Source organism: Paenibacillus apii (assembly GCF_011043685.1).
GTDB classification, from domain to species: Bacteria; Bacillota; Bacilli; order Paenibacillales; family Paenibacillaceae; genus Paenibacillus_AQ; species Paenibacillus_AQ sabinae.
The window spans coordinates 140,597-158,634 of the sequence record NZ_JAAKGU010000014.1 but is presented as its reverse complement, the minus strand read 5'-3'; the positions used below and the strand labels follow the sequence as shown (position 1 = coordinate 158,634).

The window sequence follows — 18,038 nt, the reverse complement described above, 5'->3', positions numbered from 1 at the left end:
GTAGCGATAATGAAACTTTCGGATACAGCTGGATTAGAATCTCCCGACAAAAAGAAAAAGATAAAAGGGAATATAGCGTTTGAAGCGATAGGATTGTTTGTTTTTTACATGGCAATTACTTTGTTCTTCAGTGCTTCGACCGAAAACTTCTTCTCGACGTCAAACGCCCTCAATATTTTGGATAATGCTTCTGTACTTGGTATCGTTGCTATTGGACAAACCTTTGCTTTGATCACAGGAGGTTTTGATCTTTCGGTCGGAGGCATTGTGCCGCTTGGAGCAGTCATGTTTGTTGTATTTTCAAACAGTGGGATAGATCCGTATACGAGCATTTTACTTGTAATTCTGATCGGCGGTTTAGTCGGTTTCATTAATGGTGTTTTTATTACCAGATTTAAAATCAACCCGCTAATTACAACGCTTGCGACCTTATCTATTACAGCCGGTTTAGCAAAAGTAATTACTGGCGGTTTGACAACAATTCTTGAAGATTTAGACGCCGCCGTACTGGCGGGGCGCAATGCAGGTGTGCCGAATCATGTTTGGATTTTGGCAGTTCTTGCAGTCTTGGGATTTTATACGCTAAAGTATACGAAATTTGGCAGATCACTATACGCAATGGGGGGGAATAAGGAAGCCAGCCGGCTTGCTGGCATACGCGTAGATCTGACCACAGTCATCGTGTATATCATTTGTGGTGTTCTAGCTGCCTTTGCTGGTATTGTTCTGGCCAGTCAATTGATGGCAGGTTCGGGAACGATGGGTTCCACGTATAATTTAGATTCAATTACGGCGGTTATCCTTGGAGGAGGTTCACTAACAGGCGGACAAGGTGGAGTTATCGGAACTATTGTTGGCGTTTTGATTCTTGGAACGTTATCAAACGGTATGGCAATTATGCAGGTGCAAACTTTTTATCAAGAAATTGTGACGGGGATTGTATTGTTGTTAGCTGTAAACTTCAATAACATTAGAGCAGCTTGGATCAATAAAATACAGAATAAAAGGGGAAAATAAAATGAAAAAGAGCCAGATTATGAGATTACTCTTGGTGACTGTACTCAGTGCGGCTTTAACAGCTTGCGGAAACAATAGCACTGCTAATGATTCTAACGCATCTGCCACTGATAATGCATCCCCAAACACTGAGAATCAAGAAATGTTCTTCACCTTTGCGAACGTCACAGAATCTGGTCCTCTATTTGTCGAACTTGGGAAGGGGATGAAAGCAGCTGCTGAAAAGGCGGGTGTGGAATTAAAAGTGTATAACAACAATTTCGATGGTGCTACAGCTTTGAAAAATGCGCAGCTGATGGTGCAAGATAAGCCGGACTTGATTATTGAATATAATGGTGTAGAAGGTGTGGGCAACGCACTTCAGGCGGTTTTTGAAAAATCAGGAATTCCTTCGATCGGTGTAAATGTGCCTGTTCCAGGTAGCCACTGGTTCAATCTTAGTAACAAGCAACTCGGAATTGATGCAGGTAAAGAACTCGCTCAGGCTGCATTGGAAAAAGGATGGAAAGCTGAAGAAACGACGATCATCATAGCACAAAGCGCGACTGCCGGAACAGAAGTGAATGATAGTGTTCGTTATTTTTATGTCAGTGCTGCTGAGACGTTGGGATTGGAAGGAGTTGCACCCGAATCCATTGTGCCGACTACCACTACAATTGGCGAATCCTTAATTCAGGTGGACGGAAAATCTACGTTGGAAGATACCTATACATCCGTCAAAAACGTGCTGCAAACTGTTGATCAAAACCGTAAATTGCTTGTTTTCTCCGTAAATGATGATTCTACACTTGGTGCATGGAGAGCTATTGAAGAGAGTGGGCGAACAGAAAATACTCTTGTAGCAGGACTCGGAGGTAGTGAAGAAGCGCTCAAGCAACTTCGTGAGAACCCTCAATGGGTTGCAGAAGGAAGCATATTTATGAGTGATTGGGGGCAATACCTCATTGCTATGGGAGTTGCGATTGTAAATGGAACTGAGCCTCCGGCACTAACTCCTGCTCCACAAGTGATGCTCACCAAAGAAAATGTTAATGACTATTATCCGAACGGTGCTGTTGCCGAAAAACTTCCTCCTCTAGTGGAAGATAATATGTATCTCAAGGATACTGGGATATTACAGTTGTTCGGAAATATTCAAGGACTTGAATGATAAACAGGCGGTGTAGCGATAAAACAATGAAGGTAAAAGAGGAGCTCGTATCACAAAGTTAAAACGAATTGAGGCTACCTTAAAATGCCGGTAGCCTCTTTTTCTCTTTACTGTGCCTGTTAAATACGTATTTTTTTGTGATAGGAGCGTAGGGCAGGAAGTTTATATACTCGGGTACATGGGGAAATAGGAGGGAATATGTTGTGGGAAAATGCTGGTTATCGTGATACATGGGTAGAAGTAAATTTGAATTCCATTGTTCATAACATTAAAAGTCTACAAAAACGGTTACAACCTTCTACTAATCTAATGGCCGTGGTAAAAGCGGATGGTTATGGCCATGGAGCTGCTGAAATCGCACGTACTGCGCTGCAAGCGGGAGCTCAGTATTTAGGGGTCGCTATTGTAGATGAAGCCTTGCAACTAAACCAAGCTGGTATAGCAGCTCCTATTTTAGTATTGGGATATACGCCAGTACGATCAGTCCGTGTAGCGTTGATTCATGATGTGACCTTGACCGTGTATACATTGGACGTTTTACAAGAGATTAGCTTTCAAGCTAAAGAACTTAACAAAATAGTGCGAATTCATTTAAAGGTTGACACGGGAATGGGAAGAATCGGGGTGACTACTGAGAGAGAGGTGATGGAGATAGTCCGTTTTGCGGATGCAGACCCTTATATAGAACTTGAGGGTATATTTACACATTTCGCTGATGCGGACAGTCTGCAATCAAGTTACACGGAAGAACAATTTTTTCGTTTTTTGGAGGTTTTGGATTTTATTCAGCGGGATGGATACGATATTCCGATAAAACATTGCTGTAACTCGGCTGCTACGATTCGATATCCGGGTATGCATCTCAATATGGTGCGAGTCGGTATAGCTATGTATGGTTTATATCCGGATCCAACAATGAGGGAGGAGTACGAACTTCGTCAAGTTATTAGTCTAAAAACCAGGATTGCTTCTTTAAAATGTATACAGAAAGCACAAGCTGTCAGTTATGGTAGTACTTTTGTTTCTGAAAGAGTGAGCATGATTGCCACTTTACCTATAGGATATGCTGACGGACTTTCTCGCTCATTATCAAATCGCGGGAGGACTGAAGTGAGAGGGAAATATGCTCCAATTATTGGGCGTATTTGTATGGATCAAACCATGATTGATGTTACCGATATAGAAGGGTGCAAGCCTGGAGAGGAAGTGACTTTAATTGGGGACAGAAAAGAATTACCTACAGTAGATGAGCTTGCAGAACTCGTGGGAACAATTAATTACGAAGTAGTTTGTCTTATTGGAAAACGAGTTCCTCGAATTTATCTTAGCGACTATTTAGTGCAAAATGGGTAAGGTGAAATCGAGGATAGTTAATTATGAAAGGATACTTTGGTAAGGTTGTTAAGGATGAAGATATGATTAATGGTCTGAGTGTAAGGCAGACGAAATTATGTTTTGAGTCTATATTGAAGCTCTGGGAGCATCATTCTAATTTGCCTAATGGTGTTCAACCGTTCCAAAGATTTGATTCAATCTTCAGAGTTATAGAGCGTTTGGACCCAGATAACGATGAATTATATTTTTTTCTTAACTCAAGAAGAAAAGAGAGTCAAGATGAATTAATAGATGATGTGCAAAAATGGCTACAAATGGCTGAGGACATTGATCAAGTAGCAAGAGTTTGGCTTGAGTATGTGTTTAAACAAGCTGCTTTAAGTGTTGTTGACGATAATACGGAAGAGTGGCTGGAATTATCAGAAGGATTTAGTCAAGATGGTGATGCATCATTTTGGTCTCGCTATTTTTATAAACTCAACTTTCGCAGAGCGAAAACCAACTCGGTCCTAGTACAGGCTTGAGTTAGAGTCGGTTTAAGTAAGGGTCTTGCCAACATAGAAAAACACCGCTTCGTTTGGTAAAGTGAGATTGTCGAGATCCACTAAACCACAGAAGAGGTGTCCTCCCTATGATAAAGCAAACATCATCCTTAGATCAACTCCCACCTGAAATGAGACCTGCCTTTCAAGAGTTAGGTGTACTGAAGCACCTGAGGAAATCAGGCTTCCAAAGGGCTTTCGGCTATACCTGTTCCTACCTGTTCATGCTCGTCTTTGTTCTGCTCTTTCACCAGAAGAACTGGTTTCGCTTACTCGAAAGTGCCAAAGGTGAAGCCTTTCCTGGCAAAGATACTGTCCATCGGTTTCTCAATCACAGCGGATCTTGGTAGCCCTATTTGTGTTGCCCCCTTTTGTTTTATCACGATTGCACGCAATTGACGTCTCTCAACTGGCTCCGTTCCCCTGGCATGAATCAGTTAATGCTTGTTCTCGCGTGGGTTGGCTTGCCGGAAGAAAGCAGATCAGCGTTACAATAAAAGCAGCCGTTATAAATAACACTGATCCCAATATGGAGCTCGATATAGCATGAGCGAAATGCATCTTTGAAGGTTGATCCGTACGGATAGCTGCATCAAATACGGATATGAGAATAGCCAGTCCCAACGAGGAACCGCTTTGATGCGCGACATTAATGAGACCCGAAGCTGCACCGGTATCTTGAGGATCCACACCTGAGAGCCCCAAGGCGGTAAGCGGTTGGAAAACCATGCCGGCGCCAATGCCCATGATCGCCAAGAGGATGAACATTTGCGGAAAAAACTGGGCTTGTACGCCAACGATCCGGCTTATCCAGAGGGTACCCATGATGGCTAATAGCAAACCGGCCATCAGGACTTTCCTATTTCCAAAACGGTGCACTAACCCGGGCATCAAATACATCATCCCGAACTGGGCGCCTGTAAATGGCAGGAAGGCTAAACCTGCTTCCAGTGAGCTGAAACCGAGCACGTTTTGCAAATACTGAGGGATAAAGAAGAAGAGTGAAAAATTCCCGCACACGATGAGGAACCTTCCAAGATAAGCCCCGGACCGCTGGCGGTTCGCAAACAATCGGAGAGGGATGATCGGCTCCGTCGCCCGGGCTTCAATAAGAACGAATGCCGCTAACAAAATAATCCCGGCTGCAAGCAAAATCCATGTTTCGGGTTTCCCCCAACCGTGCTCGGCGGCTTGAACAAAGCCGTATACCAACGCAGTCATGCCGATGACGGAGACAATCGCACCCCAAAAATCAAAACGTCCGGTTCTCGTACCTGTTTTCTGGATATACCTCTGTACCAAATACAGCAAAGCAATCCCAATGGGTACATTGATAAACATCCCGACACGCCAAGATATAAAATCGGTGAAAAATCCACCAAGTAGGAGACCGATACTGCCGCCTCCAGCCGAAACCGCGCTGTAGATCGCAATTGCTCTGGAACGTTCCTTGGCCTCGACAAAGCTCGCTGACAGTAATGCTAGCCCAGCAGGCGTTGCTAATGCAGCCGCAAAGCCTTGAAATGCACGGGAAACCAGTAAAAATTCGGCTGTCGGCGCCAAACCAGCCAGCATGGAGGATAGCGAAAATAATCCAATGCCTATACCAAGTATTCTTCTGCGCCCCAGAAGGTCACCTGCCCGGGCACCAAGCAACAAGAAACCGCCGAACGGCAAAATGTAGCCATTTTGGACCCAGGTCAAGCTGGTCGCCGTCATATGCAGCGAACGGCCGATTTGAGGGATTGCCGTTATCATAATGGAGGCATCAAGCACAATAATCAGTTGACATGCAATAATAATGGTTAAAATCATCCTTTTTGACTGATGCATAAACATGTTCCTTTCCTTTTCAGTTGTTTTGTGTTCCTGAATAATATTATGGATGGAATTGGAGGAGGGAAGTAGACCGTTACTGCATAAAACTTGCCTAAAGCTGCAAAATGATGTAGTTTGAAAAAGAAGGGGGGATGGAATTCATGCCGGAACAAAGAGTGGATAACCAAGCTAACTTTGGAAAGAGTGTTTCTATTCATAAGAAAGCATTGGAACAGATCATTGCTATGGCGGATCGGATTACCTTGGCGGAGGGACGGACGCCAACGATAGTTCCGTTTCTTACGATTGTCAGGAGCAGTCGTGAAACGCCGAAAAGTCTGGGTGTGTTGACGCCCTCTTTTTGCCTGATCCTTCAAGGGACTAAGAAGCTTTACCTTGGTCAAGATATCTTTCATTACTCGGCGGGCGATTATTTGGCGTCACTCATCGATATGCCGGCTGCCGCCCAAGTCATCGACGCTACGGAAGAATCGCCGTATATCGGTTTACGTGTCGACTTTACGACTCAAGAAATAGCTTCTGTGATCGTGGAGGCGGAAATCAGTACGGATTCAAAGGAGAAAAATCGGAGTGCCGGTGCCTTCATCGGAAAATCAGATGCCGCGCTGCTGGACATATTTTTCCGGTTGCTGAAGCTTGTTGATAAGCCTAAAGATGTTCGATTTCTGTCCGAGTTGATCAAAAGGGAAATGATTTTTAACTTGCTGTCAGGAGATTTTGGGCACTTATTTTTGCAAAAGGCGCTCTTTGATCAAAGAGCGGACGGAGTCGGAAAAGCCATTCATTGGATCAAAGAGAACTACGCACGCTCTTTCACCATTGAGGAACTCGCCAAATCCTGCAACATGAGTATCTCTGGGCTGCATCATAAATTCAAAGCCGTCACGACAATGGGGCCCTTGCAGTACCAGAAGCAGCTTCGCCTTTTGGAAGCGAGGCGCCTCATGCTGAGTGGTCCCATGGGGGCAACGACAGCCGCTTTGGCAGTAGGCTATGAAAGTCCGTCACAGTTCAATCGGGAGTATCGAAGGATCTTTGGTCTACCTCCTCTCCAAGATATGAAATCGTTGCGAAAAACTTCATATGCCGGAGGATTTGAGGATAGTTAAGTGGTGTCGGTCAGCATTAAGGAAATTCTCGAATAAAAGCCGCCATTGGCTGGCCTCCGGGTATTCGAACGCGGTGGAGGGTTAAAAAACCCTGTTTTTTTACGGCGAACCCAGGCTATGTTGTTACGGCAAATTCAAATCCGGCACGCTTAACCACCTGTAATACTTTCTGATTGAATTTACCAGATGGATAGGCACAAGCGATTACTGGGTGCTCCAATCTCTTCTCCATCTTTTGTTTAGCGCCCCAAACTTCGTCCACAAGTTGTAATGAGGTGTTAAATTCCAATTGATTAAATCTTTGAAAGTCATGGTGTGATATCCAGCATTCCTCAAATGTTCCATTTGTTTATAAAATACCTTTGGGGGAACAAAAAGCGTACTGGATGGATTGATGCCAATCGAATGATACATCAAGATGGGAATTGAATCTGTGTTGACTCGAGGGATCATTTGAATGGGTTTACTTTTTGATGGAGATTTTATCGAGTTATTTATGATGGGAACAAGGAGATGCATAGAAATTGATAACCAGACTGCTTCAAGCAAGCGAAAAGCCGAGCATTTTTCAAGAGGGGACCTCTCAAATGTGGACGGACGATTATATATCCCGCCAACTGCTGGCGTCACATTTAGATCCGGTGTCGGATGCAGCAAGCCGGAGACCCGAAGTCATCGATTCAACCGTTCAATGGATAGATCATTACTTATGCCGGCAGGATCATGCCAAAGACATTCTTGATTTGGGTTGCGGGCCTGGGCTATATGCGCAGCGATTGGCGAAATTAGGGTATTCTGTAACGGGCATTGATTTTTCAAAATCGTCTATTGAATACGCCAAGCAACAAGCAGCGATGGGGAACTTTGCGATTTCTTATGTAAACGAAGACTATATTTTGTATGACTATTCCAATTCATATGACATCATCTTAATGATTTACTGTGATTTTGGCGTTATCGACGAATCGAGCAGGGACACGTTACTTACGAAGATCTATGCAGCTTTAAAACCTGGAGGAGCATTTATTTTTGATATATTCCGCCCGCAAAAGTACATGGACCATAAAGAAACCAAAACATGGAGTATGGCAAACGGAGGATTCTGGAGGCCCGGTCCCCACTTAGGTTTAAATTCAAGTTATTGGTATGAAGACTCGGGCGTCCATTTAAGTCAATATATCATTGTTGATGAAACCAGCCGTGTTGAAGCATATAACATCTGGGATAAAACGTACACGAGGGATGAGATATCCTCCATTTTACTGAAGTATGGATTTGTTGACCTGGAGTTTTATAATAACTTCTCCGGCGATCCTTTTACTGAAGATAACGATACGCTTTGTGTGTTGGCAAGAAAGAAGTGAAATGTTTTTACTGTTCCTCCAATGGCTATAACGGTTTTACAGGAACACAGATTTCGCAATAATGATGGTTAACCATGTCACCCGTGTATCTTTCCAAAATCGGTTTGTTGTCCATTTGATATCCGCTGTGTTGTAGAGCTGGAAAAATTTCCGTCCATGCTTTTTGAATATCTTCCGCCGTATGTTTGACTTTAAAAATAACATATTTCTCCTCGGAAAGTTCGCCTTCGCAAATGGAATCATCCACTCGGACATCCTTTGAAATAACGATGCACGCGTCATATCTGCAATGCTCCGGAGGCGTGGTTTCAGGGTTATCTTGGGGAATTCCGAGAATTATTGCTGATTCATTGAGCAGGCTTTTCTCCTTCGCCCATTTTTTTAATTTTTCCATGGCTTGAATATTGGCAGGACCATAGGGACCAACTTGCCGCACATAGGCAATTCGATATGCTGGAAGAGTCTCGACTTTAATGTTCATGGTTTCTTCTTCCTTTCTCTAATCATATTCAATACATTTGGAATGCTATCATGATATAAAAATAAATTCATTCATTTTTTTAAAATTATTTCCAGGAGGCGATGGTTCGATGGAGCTTTATTTTAGAGATAATTTGTTTAGTGCGGGTGTTACGGAAATTCTTAACGAGCAGGGAGAAAGTATCGGTCAGATCGATTTGAAAAGCGCTTTTGGCTCGGCGATTGATGTGTATGGGCCAAATGGACAGTTGCTGTATAAGGGACACTTTCCGTTTTTTTCAGGCAAATGGGAGATTACGGACGGTGGCGGGGGACAGTTCGGTGTTTTGCGGAACAGATTTTCAATGTTCACTAAGAAATTCACCTACGAAACCGATGGGCGAGGAAGCTACGATATCACATCCCCGGCATTTTCCAAGGAATATGAGGTGTCCGATGAATCGAAGATTGTAGCCCATTTCAAGCAGGTGAACGGCTGGTTTTCCTCAGGTGCTTTTGTTCTGAACAATCAGAGCGATCATTTGGATACTTACGAGCTTGTTGCGGTGATTATGGGAATGCATGAAATTCAAAAAAGGCACCGCGATGCGGCTATTAGTGCAACCTGATAGTATTGAAGAAAATAAAAGACCAGGAAATTGAATATCTCCTGATCTTGCATAACGTTATTGGGCTAACGGTGATTAACTGCTCTTCGCTCGCTTATTTTTTTCACGAACTTCTCGATTCGATCGAATCCTTCATTAATATTTTCCACGGAGGTAGCATACGACAGTCTCACATAACCTTCGCCCATAGCTCCAAAACAATCCCCGGGAGACACAACGACATGCTGATCCTTGAGGAGCCCGATTGCAAATTCGTCTGAAGTCAGGCCCGTTTCTTTAATATTCATGAATACGTAAAATGCGCCCTTCGGCATTAAGCAGGACAAGGTATCGATGCTGTTGATCCGGTCGACCATAATTTTTCTGCGCTGTTTATATTGCTCATTCATGTAGGTAAGAGCGTCTTGGGGTCCCGTCAGGGCTTCGATCGCTGCATATTGTGCCGGAGTGTTCACGCAGGACAGCATAAATTCCTGGATTTTTTGCATTTGCGAGATGACAGGCTCCGGGCCTAGACAGAATCCGACTCTCCACCCGGTCATAGCATAGGATTTGGATACGGAATCTATAATAATCGTTCGTTCTTTCATGCCGGGAATGCGGGCTATATTGAAAAAGTCTTCATCATCATAGATAAGATGCTTGTACACCTCGTCAAAAATCACATATAAATCATGCTCGGCGGCTATCCGTGCGATCATTTCTATCGTCTCCCGGTCAGCCACGGCTCCCGTTGGATTCGATGGCGTATTCAGCAGGATGGCTTTGGATTTTGGGGTTATCGCTGCTCTTAAACCTTGCTCCGTAAAGTTGAACCCTTCTTCTTCGTACACCGGAACCGTCACCGGAACGGCATGATTCATTTCGATCATTCCATAATAATTGGTATAGCACGGGTCACTGACGATGACCTCATCTCCGGGGTTCGTAAGGACCAGAAGGGACAGGTAAAGCCCCTGCATCCCCCCAACGGTAATCATTATCTCATCAAGCGGATTGTAACTGATTTTATCAAAATCTTGAAAATGCGCGCTTACCGCTTCACGTAGAGGAAGAATACCGGAATTGGGTGTGTAATGCGTATGGCCGTGATCCATGGCTTTTTTGGCGGCGTCTATAATATGCTGTGGAGTATCAAATTCAGGTTCGCCTATTACAAAACTAATTACATTGTCTAACCCTTGGGCCATATCATACATTTTTCTGATTTTAGCCGGTTCGATGCTTGCGATCTTTGACGATAATTCTTTCATTCCTGATCTCCTTCCTCCACCCATTATCTGGCGATTGAAACCGCTCCTTCCGCACCTTTTTGCAGGTGACCGTCTAAATATTCGCCCCCAATGGAGTTTAAGCCTTCTTTTAGTGCCGCAATCATCTCATCTTTCTTGTCTGGCAGCATTCCGCGAACGGGTATTACATTGGAGGTATGGAGACCGAAGAAAAAGGTATGGTCCAGGTTCAATCCGCTTAACATTTCGATTTCCTCTTCAATATTTTGGCGCAAGGTATTTTCTATAAAAAGCCCTTCTTTTACTTCTTCATCAAGCGGGCTGCCGGGATCCACATGTAAAGTGGCAATAAAAATCAGCTTTGGCTTAACTTCATTTAGCAGTTTGCTGTTTGCTTTTGCGTTTTCACGTGTTTTTTCGCTGCCGGCTCCTCCGATGATAATATTTACACTAAAGTCTATTCCGGCCTCGGTTAAACGCTTTAACTGAACTTTCGCTTCATCCACCGTAAATCCTTTATTAAAATGTTCCACAACCTCGGGCATACCGGATTCCAGGCCAATATTGAGGTCATTAATCTTTAAGGCTCTTAATTCTTTAAGCTCTTCATCGGTTTTATTTTTTATGTTATTAACAGAGGCATACATCGCTATAGTCTGAACTTGAGGCAGGATTTCATTGATTTTAACCGCAATCGATTTAAGCCGTTCTGCACTCAGGGCAAAAGGGTCGGCATTGACTAAAAATATACGGTTTACTTCGGGATACATTCGTTTGGCTTCCCATAAATCATGCTCAATTTGTTCCATCGTTTCGATATGAAAAGGCACATCGCTATACATGGTGCAGAAGCTGCACTCATTATGGCTGCATCCGACAGTGACTTGCAGTAATAGCGAATACGCTTCAAAAGGCGGACGGTAAACGGGGCCGGTATATTTCATTTTCTCTTCTCCTTTATACATAGCACTGATTTCTATAAGTTTACAATTATACGGCTGTTTGAGGTAGTACGTACTTTAAAGTGCGTATCTCAAAGAAAACGGAGTCCGTTCACGATCGCTTGAAGATGAGCTTGATCCGCCCAGAGGATGAAGTACGGATAGGTGCTGCCGTTAATCACAACAGGCTGCGGATATACAGCGATGAACGCGGATTGCTGCCGAAGTTCAGGTGCTTGGTCCGGGGAAGGGAAGATGTAGCAGGCTTCCTGACCCTGCACGCGTCCCGAGACAATCCGCGGCGAAGAGCCGTACGGCATTAGCGGATGATACGCTTCGGAACGGCACAGCTCGTCGAAGGGCAGATCGCTGGCCAGGGCGGATATCTGGAAGAATCCGTCTGCACCCTCATACCGGGTATCGCTCACCGCTCGCCAAGTGGCGGGGTAGGGGAAGCTGACACGGTACACATCGCTGCGGAACTGGGCGTAGTTATCTGCTGGAATTGCTGCGTAGGACCATTGTACGGAGGTGATGGCTCCTGTACCGGAAACAACACGGATAGGTGCGGGATGGCGGATATCGACGATCCAAATCTCGCTGGAGAGCCCCGTTCCCCGGCAGCCGGACAAGTAGGCAATGGCTTCACTATCTGGTGACCAGGTGACAGGAGTCGCAAAGCAGTCGGAGACGGCCGGAATTTGCTGGCCCCCGCCTTGCGGACGTTCGGTCCGGATGGCCGAGAAGTAGCCTTTGCGTTCGGCGAAATCGGTCGCGCTGTACGCGATAACATCACTGTTTGGAGCCCAGGCCGGGAAATAATTTTTCGCCAGGGGCCCGCCCGTCAGCTCGGATATATTCCCTGTACTGATTTCTGCAACATATATAATGGAAATGCTTGCGCCGGGAGAGGTGAAAAGGGCATGGAAGCCGCTTGGCGAGAGCTCGACCTCATTCTTGGGGCTGTTCTGATCATGCGTAATTTGGCGCTGGCCGGTACCGTCGGTACGAATCTCATAAAGCTGATCTGTTCCGGTGTTATCCGGGGCCGCAAATAACAGCTTATCGCCGGAGGGAAACCACTGCACATGCTTAGCGCCGGTTACGGGCAGCGTTCGGCCGAAGAAGGTAGCCAGCTCATAGAGCACGATCCGGTTCTGCTTCGTGTAGGCGATCTGCGCGCTGTCCGGGGACCAGGAGAGGGTGGTATAGGGCTCCAGCTGATCGATCTGCGTCAAGGTTCCCTGCAGCACGTCGAGGATGAAGAGAACTCCTTGCTTCCCGATAAAAGCAATCCGGCGATTGTCCGGCGACCAATAGGGCACGGAATGGGCATCCGCCTGCTGACCTCCAACCGCTGTCGTTCGGCCGCTCCGCGGATCGTACAGCCAGAGATCGTAGGCGCCGCCAGCGTTCGAAACAAAGGCCAGCCTTCCGGCTTGGCCCGGAGGAGCGTAAGGAATGATGAGGCGCATGCCCGCGATGATCAAGTCGGAAGGCAGCCGGTTCGCTTGGCGGATCAGATCGGGTCTGCGGACGCGTCCCGTCGTGACGTTGTATCTGCCGGACAACTCATATAAGGTATCCCCGGGCTGGACCACATAATAGGGGACACCCGGCGGGATGATGAGTATTTGATCAATATAGATCGTGTATGGCGGACTCAGCCGGTTGGCTTCAATAATAGCGGCCATAGGCACGCCGTACGCTTGCGCAAGGGAGTAGACAGAGTCTCCAGGTTTCACCTGAACGGTTGTCACACCGGACGGAACCGACAACTGCTGACCGGGGGTGATGATATCGGGAGACGGAAGGTTGTTTGCTGCGATGAGCGCAGCGACAGGGATTTCCCATCTCTTGGCGATCACCGACACGGATTCGCCGGGTCTTACGGTATAGAATGTCTGCACGGGGACGACCTCCTCCTTAAACCTCTTGTTACCCAGTGTATTCAGTAGATGAATGATGCAGAAGAGGCAGGAAACTTCCACAAATTAGTCGAAATTATAAAATGGATTCTTTTTGTAAAATGAAGGATTTGTGGAGGTGGCGGCTTGGCATACATACGATTGGCGTACATACGATTGATTGTTTTGGTTTTAGTGTTTGAAGTATTTATTACGGCTATAGTTGGACTTGGTATTTATGTCGGGTTTTCTGTATTTCCATTCTCTCCGATGCAGGTAACGGCGTCAGGTTCTGCTGCGCAGACGATCGGGCTTAACGCGACCATTCCATTGTATATGCCGTCGCTCTCAGATCTGAAGATTCCCTACACGCAGCTTCAAGCCGGGAAGCCGGTATGGGGGATAGCCTCAATTTTGGTGTCGGCTGCGGTAATGGTAGTTCAAAGCTTTCTTCGGGGCATGTACCTTGGAGGGATAAAAGGATGGGTCCAGAGCCAAAGGATGGTCCCGCTGATCCAGTGCGGACGCCGGTATTTCAAGGATATGCTGGGATGGTCGGTATTTCAGATCGTCTTGGGTGCGGTGACCTTTTTCCTGGGTTCGGTATTTTTTCCGTTCGGAATCATCTTAATCGTTGCTTTGCTGTTCTATGCGCTCACGCCCTATCTGATCGTCCTTCAGGACCTCTCTCTCAGTGAAGCCTTTGCCGAGGCACCGGGCCTGTTCCGGCGTTATTTCAGGACGCTGCTGCCACTTGCTCTGACCGCCATGCTGTGTACGCTGATCTTCAGTCTGCTGCGGTCTCTCCCCCAGCCTATGGGATATGCGATACCATTGCTCGCTTATGCAGTGGTCGGAACCTTTCTGATCGCCGAGCTTATGGAAAGGCTGGAAGGAAAGCTGCGGGAGGACGGGGAAAAGACTCCGCATTTGCCCTTCGGGGAGGCCGGAACTGGCCGATTATCAGCCTATATTACCGTTCTGCTCGTACCGGTGCTGGTCACGGCCGGTGTTCTATCGACTTCCGGCCAGCACCTCCGTGCATTTGATTTTGGAGGTAAAAAGCGGCTTGCCGGCATCTCTTACAATACGAATTTCTCCGATGTCTTCTATGCGTCGGAGCAGAGTTATACGGCTTACGCATGGCAGACAGGGGAGTTTCGCATTGCTATGCGGCTTCCAGACCTGTCCGGTGGGCGTACCCCGAGGGAATTACGAGGTATAGCCGACATTACTTGGCTGGTAAATGAGGAAATCAGGAGCGTAAACGGAACCACGACTAACATTAGCGTGGAGCCTTTCACGCACAAGAGCCGGCTGATGTACCGGCTTGTCCGGGAGAAAGCGGAGGACGGCAGCTTTTACTACTCCAGCTTGAATGGCTCCGTGTCAATCCTTCCAGGAGGGGCGCGTCCTTTTGAGCCGCTGTCCGTCCAAATGATGGTAAGCCGGAACGGCAGCAATATATTTGTACTGCAATACCCGACGCGTTTCGGATCAACACAGGCATTCCGTATTTCGGATGACGGGCGGTATATGATCCCAAGTACAAGTCAGATCAATCCGATGGATGTTCATGCTTACTGGTTCACTAGGGAACAACGGAAAGAGGATGTCTTTGAGCTGCTCAGCGCCAAAAACAAATACAGTTTCTTGGCGACCCTTAACCGGGCATACCTGCCGCTCGCAGTAGCTATGCAGGAAGGAGACGGGAGCATGGTCGTCAAAATTTTAGAGACGATGAGGAAGGCCGGAGTACACGTGAAAGTGCCTGATTGGGATGAGCAGGGTTGGACTGAGTATTTGCGGAGCCAATACGAGGGTGCCAGTGTGCAGAGAACGCTGGAGTTTATGACGAAGGCCGGCGTTCAGGGGAGCTATGAGAGCAGGGAACTACCGGAGAAAAGCGACGAGAAAACTGGCGCCTACCGATTCGAGGTGCCGTTTCCGACCGGGACGGTGCCGATTATCTATAAGGAATCCAAGGGAAATGGCAGACTGGTATCCGTCACTATTTTTAAATGATTGCTCCTTAACATACTGTTCCTTTCCCCGCATCCCTACATAGAGTTATTCAAAAGCATATTAAAGGAGAATGCCGCAGAAAGGCCCCATTGATAAAATGGAGGCAGGCGGCCTGCCGAAAACGGACAGGCTGTAAATTTGCGGAAGCCGAGGTGAGGAGCGGATGGGGACAGGAGCCTCTTTCAAGCCTGTTCAAACGGCCCAACTGGAAGGCATCTCCCAAATCAGGCCCAGGGAGCGATTCGTTTATTTGGATTTGATCAAGACAATGGCCATCTATCTGGTTTGCTTTTATCATTTTAACAATCTTCCTATCGATATTCTGAACCATCCTTCCTTTTTTACCTATTTAAATTATGGAATCTTAGGCATGGCCAGCGCCGGAGTGCCGCTGTTCTTCATGGTAAACGGTGCGCTGATGCTGAACCGAAGCTATAGTCTCCGCAAGCATGTATACAGAATCATCATGATCTGCATCCTGACAGTGGTTTGGGGTATTCTTACCCTGGCGGTGCTGATCCCGATTAAAGGCGACAGCTACACGGCGGTTCAGTTCGTCAAAGCCCTGCTCGAATGGAAGCAGTATAGAATCAACCATCTGTGGTTTCTCCAGACGCTGGTCTGTCTGTATATCCTGTTCCCCTTGATTAAAGAAGTCTACGATAAAAAAGAAAAAGGGCCGCTGTACTTTTTCTTCGGCGCGGCCTTTCTGCTCACGTTCGGGAACGTCTTTCTCAGCAATCTCGCCAATACGGCGGAATGGGTAATGAAGGTCAACTATTTGGAGAAGAACTATAACTTTTTCAATAATTTTAATGTATTTAGCGGCTTCTATGCCTTTTCGATTGTCTACTTCATCTTAGGCGGCTGGCTGCAGGCCAAGCTGCTAAAGAACCGATTCCGCAGACCCGGCAGTCCGGTGTTAACGGGGATCATTCTGACCGCTCTGATTGCGCTGCTTGGATACGGGCTAATCATGAGCCAGTCGAACGGGGATGTATTCGATACGGTTTTTGACGGGTACGATACCCTAATGACCCTTATCGTTACCGCAGGTCTTTTTATCCTGTCCTCCCGCTACCAACAGGGCAAATCTCCCCGGCTGTCTAAGGGAATGGAGGTCATCGGCTCGAATACGCTGGGGATTTATTTCATTCATGTCATTGTCGGCTGGTTCACGCTTCCTTACTATAAACTGCTGCCCTTTAGTACGAATTTGCTGGCCAACCTCATATACGGAGCCGCTGTCTTGATCCTTTCCCTTGGAGTTGTGCTGCTGCTGAAAAAGATTCCTGTCGTGAAGCTGTTATTCCAGCTGTGAAACAGGTGAGGGAAGCATGGACAGGGGAGTCATGAGCCTGTTCGGGCAGTTTACTCGGAAAGCGGATGAGGATATACAGCCGTTTTACGTACGATCCGTACATATTCACGCGGAAGAAAGGGCATGCTGACAGGAGCAGGTACAGCGTCAGTTGCGGAGCGGAATCTATAGCTTTCATGTGCAGTGTTTGGCGGAAGGCCCTGAATCTTTAATGCATTTATGCCTTGTTCAAGCCTCCATCCCAGCGCAAGCAAGAGGATAAAGAGGCCAGAACATATCATAACCTTGCGTATGAACATGGAAATCACTCCTTTATACGAAGGATTCCCTGTAAGATGTTCGGGCATACCGGTATTTTCGGTGAGAATCTCTTTACAATCCCCTCTGCGATCGATATAATTTATATTAATTGTATATTCGTTAACTAGGAGGAGCCTGCCAATTGCGGGCTCTTTTTGCGTTTTTTCGGGAAAACTGAAGCAGGAGGCGTAGAAAATGACTGTGGAACCGAACAATGAAAGTATCATGGTGTGTGTCCATTACGGACCGCACGGCCAGCGTTTAATTCAAAGAGGAAGCCGATTGTCCCTTCTGCTCGGAGCTCCTTTAACCGTACTTAATGTGGACTCATCAAGGGATTATGAGTACAACGCGGATAGGGAGCGGTATCTCTCGGCATGGGAGAAGCTGACCAAAGAGGCTGGCGGAGAATTTCTGATCCGTAAATGCCTTGGAAGAAAGACGGCGGATGTCATTGCGGAAACCGCCCGGGAGAGGGGAATCACACAAATCGTTATTGGACAGTCCGGCCGGACCCTGTGGGAGGAGATTACCCAAGGCAGCTTTATTAACGATTTGATTGAGCAGCTTGGTGCGATTGATCTTCATATTGTAGCCGTCCAGCGCTATCCCGATATGCTGGAGGAAACCCATGAGAAGGGGATTGCGGCTTTTCTGGTGAAGCAGGGGGAGAGCTATGTGCTTAGTGAACAGGAAGAGGGAAGCGAAACGATCAAGGGGATATTTTTCCGGGAACTGCACACGGAATTTAATAACGGGCTGTTCAAAACGGTGACGGATGGCGAGCCGCAGTACTTGAGGATTGTACAGGGTGAATGGATAAAGCCGCATTAGTTCAAGATTCATAAAAAATAATGTCTGTATAGGG

General features: G+C 46.5%; 15 protein-coding genes and 1 pseudogene. 11 read left to right on the top strand and 5 right to left on the bottom strand.

Features of this window, described 5'->3' with window-relative positions; translation table 11 throughout:
- The first annotated feature begins 9 nt into the window (after positions 1–9).
- The 5 genes and pseudogenes from G5B47_RS23000 to G5B47_RS22980 form a co-directional block, all read left to right on the top strand.
- On the top strand, positions 10–1,017 hold the full coding sequence (locus tag G5B47_RS23000; RefSeq protein WP_165103375.1) for an ABC transporter permease: 1,008 nt from the start codon (positions 10–12) through the stop codon (positions 1,015–1,017).
- A gap of 1 nt (position 1,018) precedes the next feature.
- Entirely contained in the window at positions 1,019–2,167 is a 1,149-nt protein-coding gene (locus G5B47_RS22995) for a sugar ABC transporter substrate-binding protein (protein WP_165103373.1), read from the top strand.
- A gap of 198 nt (positions 2,168–2,365) precedes the next feature.
- Positions 2,366–3,520: an alanine racemase gene (gene alr / locus G5B47_RS22990; RefSeq protein WP_165103370.1), complete on the top strand. Its 1,155-nt coding sequence runs from the start codon at positions 2,366–2,368 to the stop codon at positions 3,518–3,520.
- 23 nt (positions 3,521–3,543) lie between these two features.
- A complete protein-coding gene (locus G5B47_RS22985; protein ID WP_165103367.1) occupies positions 3,544–4,026 on the top strand; it encodes a hypothetical protein in 483 nt (160 codons plus the stop codon).
- A 107-nt stretch (positions 4,027–4,133) separates the two neighbouring features.
- Positions 4,134–4,385: pseudogene (locus G5B47_RS22980) on the top strand (IS4 family transposase); the annotation flags it as partial.
- Between the two features lie 64 nt (positions 4,386–4,449).
- Here the strand turns inward: G5B47_RS22980 and G5B47_RS22975 are convergent.
- Entirely contained in the window at positions 4,450–5,883 is a 1,434-nt protein-coding gene (locus tag G5B47_RS22975) for an MFS transporter (protein ID WP_235957314.1), read from the bottom strand.
- Between the two features lie 140 nt (positions 5,884–6,023).
- Here G5B47_RS22975 and G5B47_RS22970 point away from each other — a divergent pair, with 140 nt between their 5' ends.
- Both G5B47_RS22970 and G5B47_RS22965 read left to right on the top strand, forming a co-directional pair.
- Complete coding sequence (locus G5B47_RS22970; RefSeq protein WP_165103364.1) at positions 6,024–6,992, top strand: AraC family transcriptional regulator; 969 nt, start codon at positions 6,024–6,026, stop codon at positions 6,990–6,992.
- Between the two features lie 524 nt (positions 6,993–7,516).
- On the top strand, positions 7,517–8,356 hold the full coding sequence (locus tag G5B47_RS22965) for a class I SAM-dependent methyltransferase (RefSeq protein ID WP_165103361.1): 840 nt from the start codon (positions 7,517–7,519) through the stop codon (positions 8,354–8,356).
- Positions 8,357–8,381: 25 nt separating this feature from the next.
- On the opposite strand, the gene G5B47_RS22960 is transcribed toward G5B47_RS22965, so the two are convergent.
- Entirely contained in the window at positions 8,382–8,837 is a 456-nt protein-coding gene (locus G5B47_RS22960) for an AraC family transcriptional regulator (RefSeq protein WP_165103358.1), read from the bottom strand.
- Between the two features lie 109 nt (positions 8,838–8,946).
- Here G5B47_RS22960 and G5B47_RS22955 point away from each other — a divergent pair, with 109 nt between their 5' ends.
- Positions 8,947–9,444, top strand: a complete 498-nt coding sequence (locus G5B47_RS22955; RefSeq protein ID WP_165103355.1) for a hypothetical protein — start codon at positions 8,947–8,949, stop codon at positions 9,442–9,444.
- A gap of 65 nt (positions 9,445–9,509) precedes the next feature.
- Here G5B47_RS22955 and G5B47_RS22950 read toward each other — a convergent pair whose 3' ends face one another.
- The 3 genes from G5B47_RS22950 to G5B47_RS22940 form a co-directional block, all read right to left on the bottom strand.
- A complete protein-coding gene (locus G5B47_RS22950; RefSeq protein WP_165103353.1) occupies positions 9,510–10,697 on the bottom strand; it encodes a pyridoxal phosphate-dependent aminotransferase in 1,188 nt (395 codons plus the stop codon).
- Between the two features lie 23 nt (positions 10,698–10,720).
- Positions 10,721–11,620, bottom strand: coding sequence for a radical SAM protein (locus G5B47_RS22945; protein WP_165103350.1), 900 nt, complete (start codon positions 11,618–11,620; stop codon positions 10,721–10,723).
- An 89-nt stretch (positions 11,621–11,709) separates the two neighbouring features.
- Positions 11,710–13,527: a LysM peptidoglycan-binding domain-containing protein gene (locus G5B47_RS22940; protein ID WP_165103347.1), complete on the bottom strand. Its 1,818-nt coding sequence runs from the start codon at positions 13,525–13,527 to the stop codon at positions 11,710–11,712.
- Positions 13,528–13,671: 144 nt separating this feature from the next.
- Here G5B47_RS22940 and G5B47_RS22935 point away from each other — a divergent pair, with 144 nt between their 5' ends.
- From G5B47_RS22935 to G5B47_RS22925, 3 genes are all read left to right on the top strand, one after another.
- On the top strand, positions 13,672–15,549 hold the full coding sequence (locus tag G5B47_RS22935) for a hypothetical protein (protein WP_165103344.1): 1,878 nt from the start codon (positions 13,672–13,674) through the stop codon (positions 15,547–15,549).
- A 163-nt stretch (positions 15,550–15,712) separates the two neighbouring features.
- Entirely contained in the window at positions 15,713–16,870 is a 1,158-nt protein-coding gene (locus G5B47_RS22930; protein ID WP_165103341.1) for an acyltransferase, read from the top strand.
- 495 nt (positions 16,871–17,365) lie between these two features.
- On the top strand, positions 17,366–18,004 hold the full coding sequence (locus tag G5B47_RS22925; RefSeq protein ID WP_165103339.1) for a universal stress protein: 639 nt from the start codon (positions 17,366–17,368) through the stop codon (positions 18,002–18,004).
- Positions 18,005–18,038 lie beyond the last annotated feature (34 nt).

Bases quoted from the DNA above. Each gene is read 5' to 3' on its own strand.
- G5B47_RS22925 (WP_165103339.1), top strand. From the start codon at position 17,366: ATGACTGTGGAACCGAACAATGAAAGTATCATGGTGTGTGTCCATTAC.
- G5B47_RS22930 (WP_165103341.1), top strand. From the start codon at position 15,713: ATGGGGACAGGAGCCTCTTTCAAGCCTGTTCAAACGGCCCAACTGGAA.
- G5B47_RS22970 (WP_165103364.1), top strand. From the start codon at position 6,024: ATGCCGGAACAAAGAGTGGATAACCAAGCTAACTTTGGAAAGAGTGTT.
- G5B47_RS22955 (WP_165103355.1), top strand. From the start codon at position 8,947: ATGGAGCTTTATTTTAGAGATAATTTGTTTAGTGCGGGTGTTACGGAA.
- G5B47_RS22960 (WP_165103358.1), bottom strand. From the start codon at position 8,837: ATGAACATTAAAGTCGAGACTCTTCCAGCATATCGAATTGCCTATGTG.
- G5B47_RS23000 (WP_165103375.1), top strand. From the start codon at position 10: ATGAAACTTTCGGATACAGCTGGATTAGAATCTCCCGACAAAAAGAAA.
- G5B47_RS22950 (WP_165103353.1), bottom strand. From the start codon at position 10,697: ATGAAAGAATTATCGTCAAAGATCGCAAGCATCGAACCGGCTAAAATC.
- G5B47_RS22975 (WP_235957314.1), bottom strand. From the start codon at position 5,883: ATGTTTATGCATCAGTCAAAAAGGATGATTTTAACCATTATTATTGCA.
- G5B47_RS22995 (WP_165103373.1), top strand. From the start codon at position 1,019: ATGAAAAAGAGCCAGATTATGAGATTACTCTTGGTGACTGTACTCAGT.
- G5B47_RS22985 (WP_165103367.1), top strand. From the start codon at position 3,544: ATGAAAGGATACTTTGGTAAGGTTGTTAAGGATGAAGATATGATTAAT.
- alr (WP_165103370.1), top strand. From the start codon at position 2,366: ATGTTGTGGGAAAATGCTGGTTATCGTGATACATGGGTAGAAGTAAAT.
- G5B47_RS22945 (WP_165103350.1), bottom strand. From the start codon at position 11,620: ATGAAATATACCGGCCCCGTTTACCGTCCGCCTTTTGAAGCGTATTCG.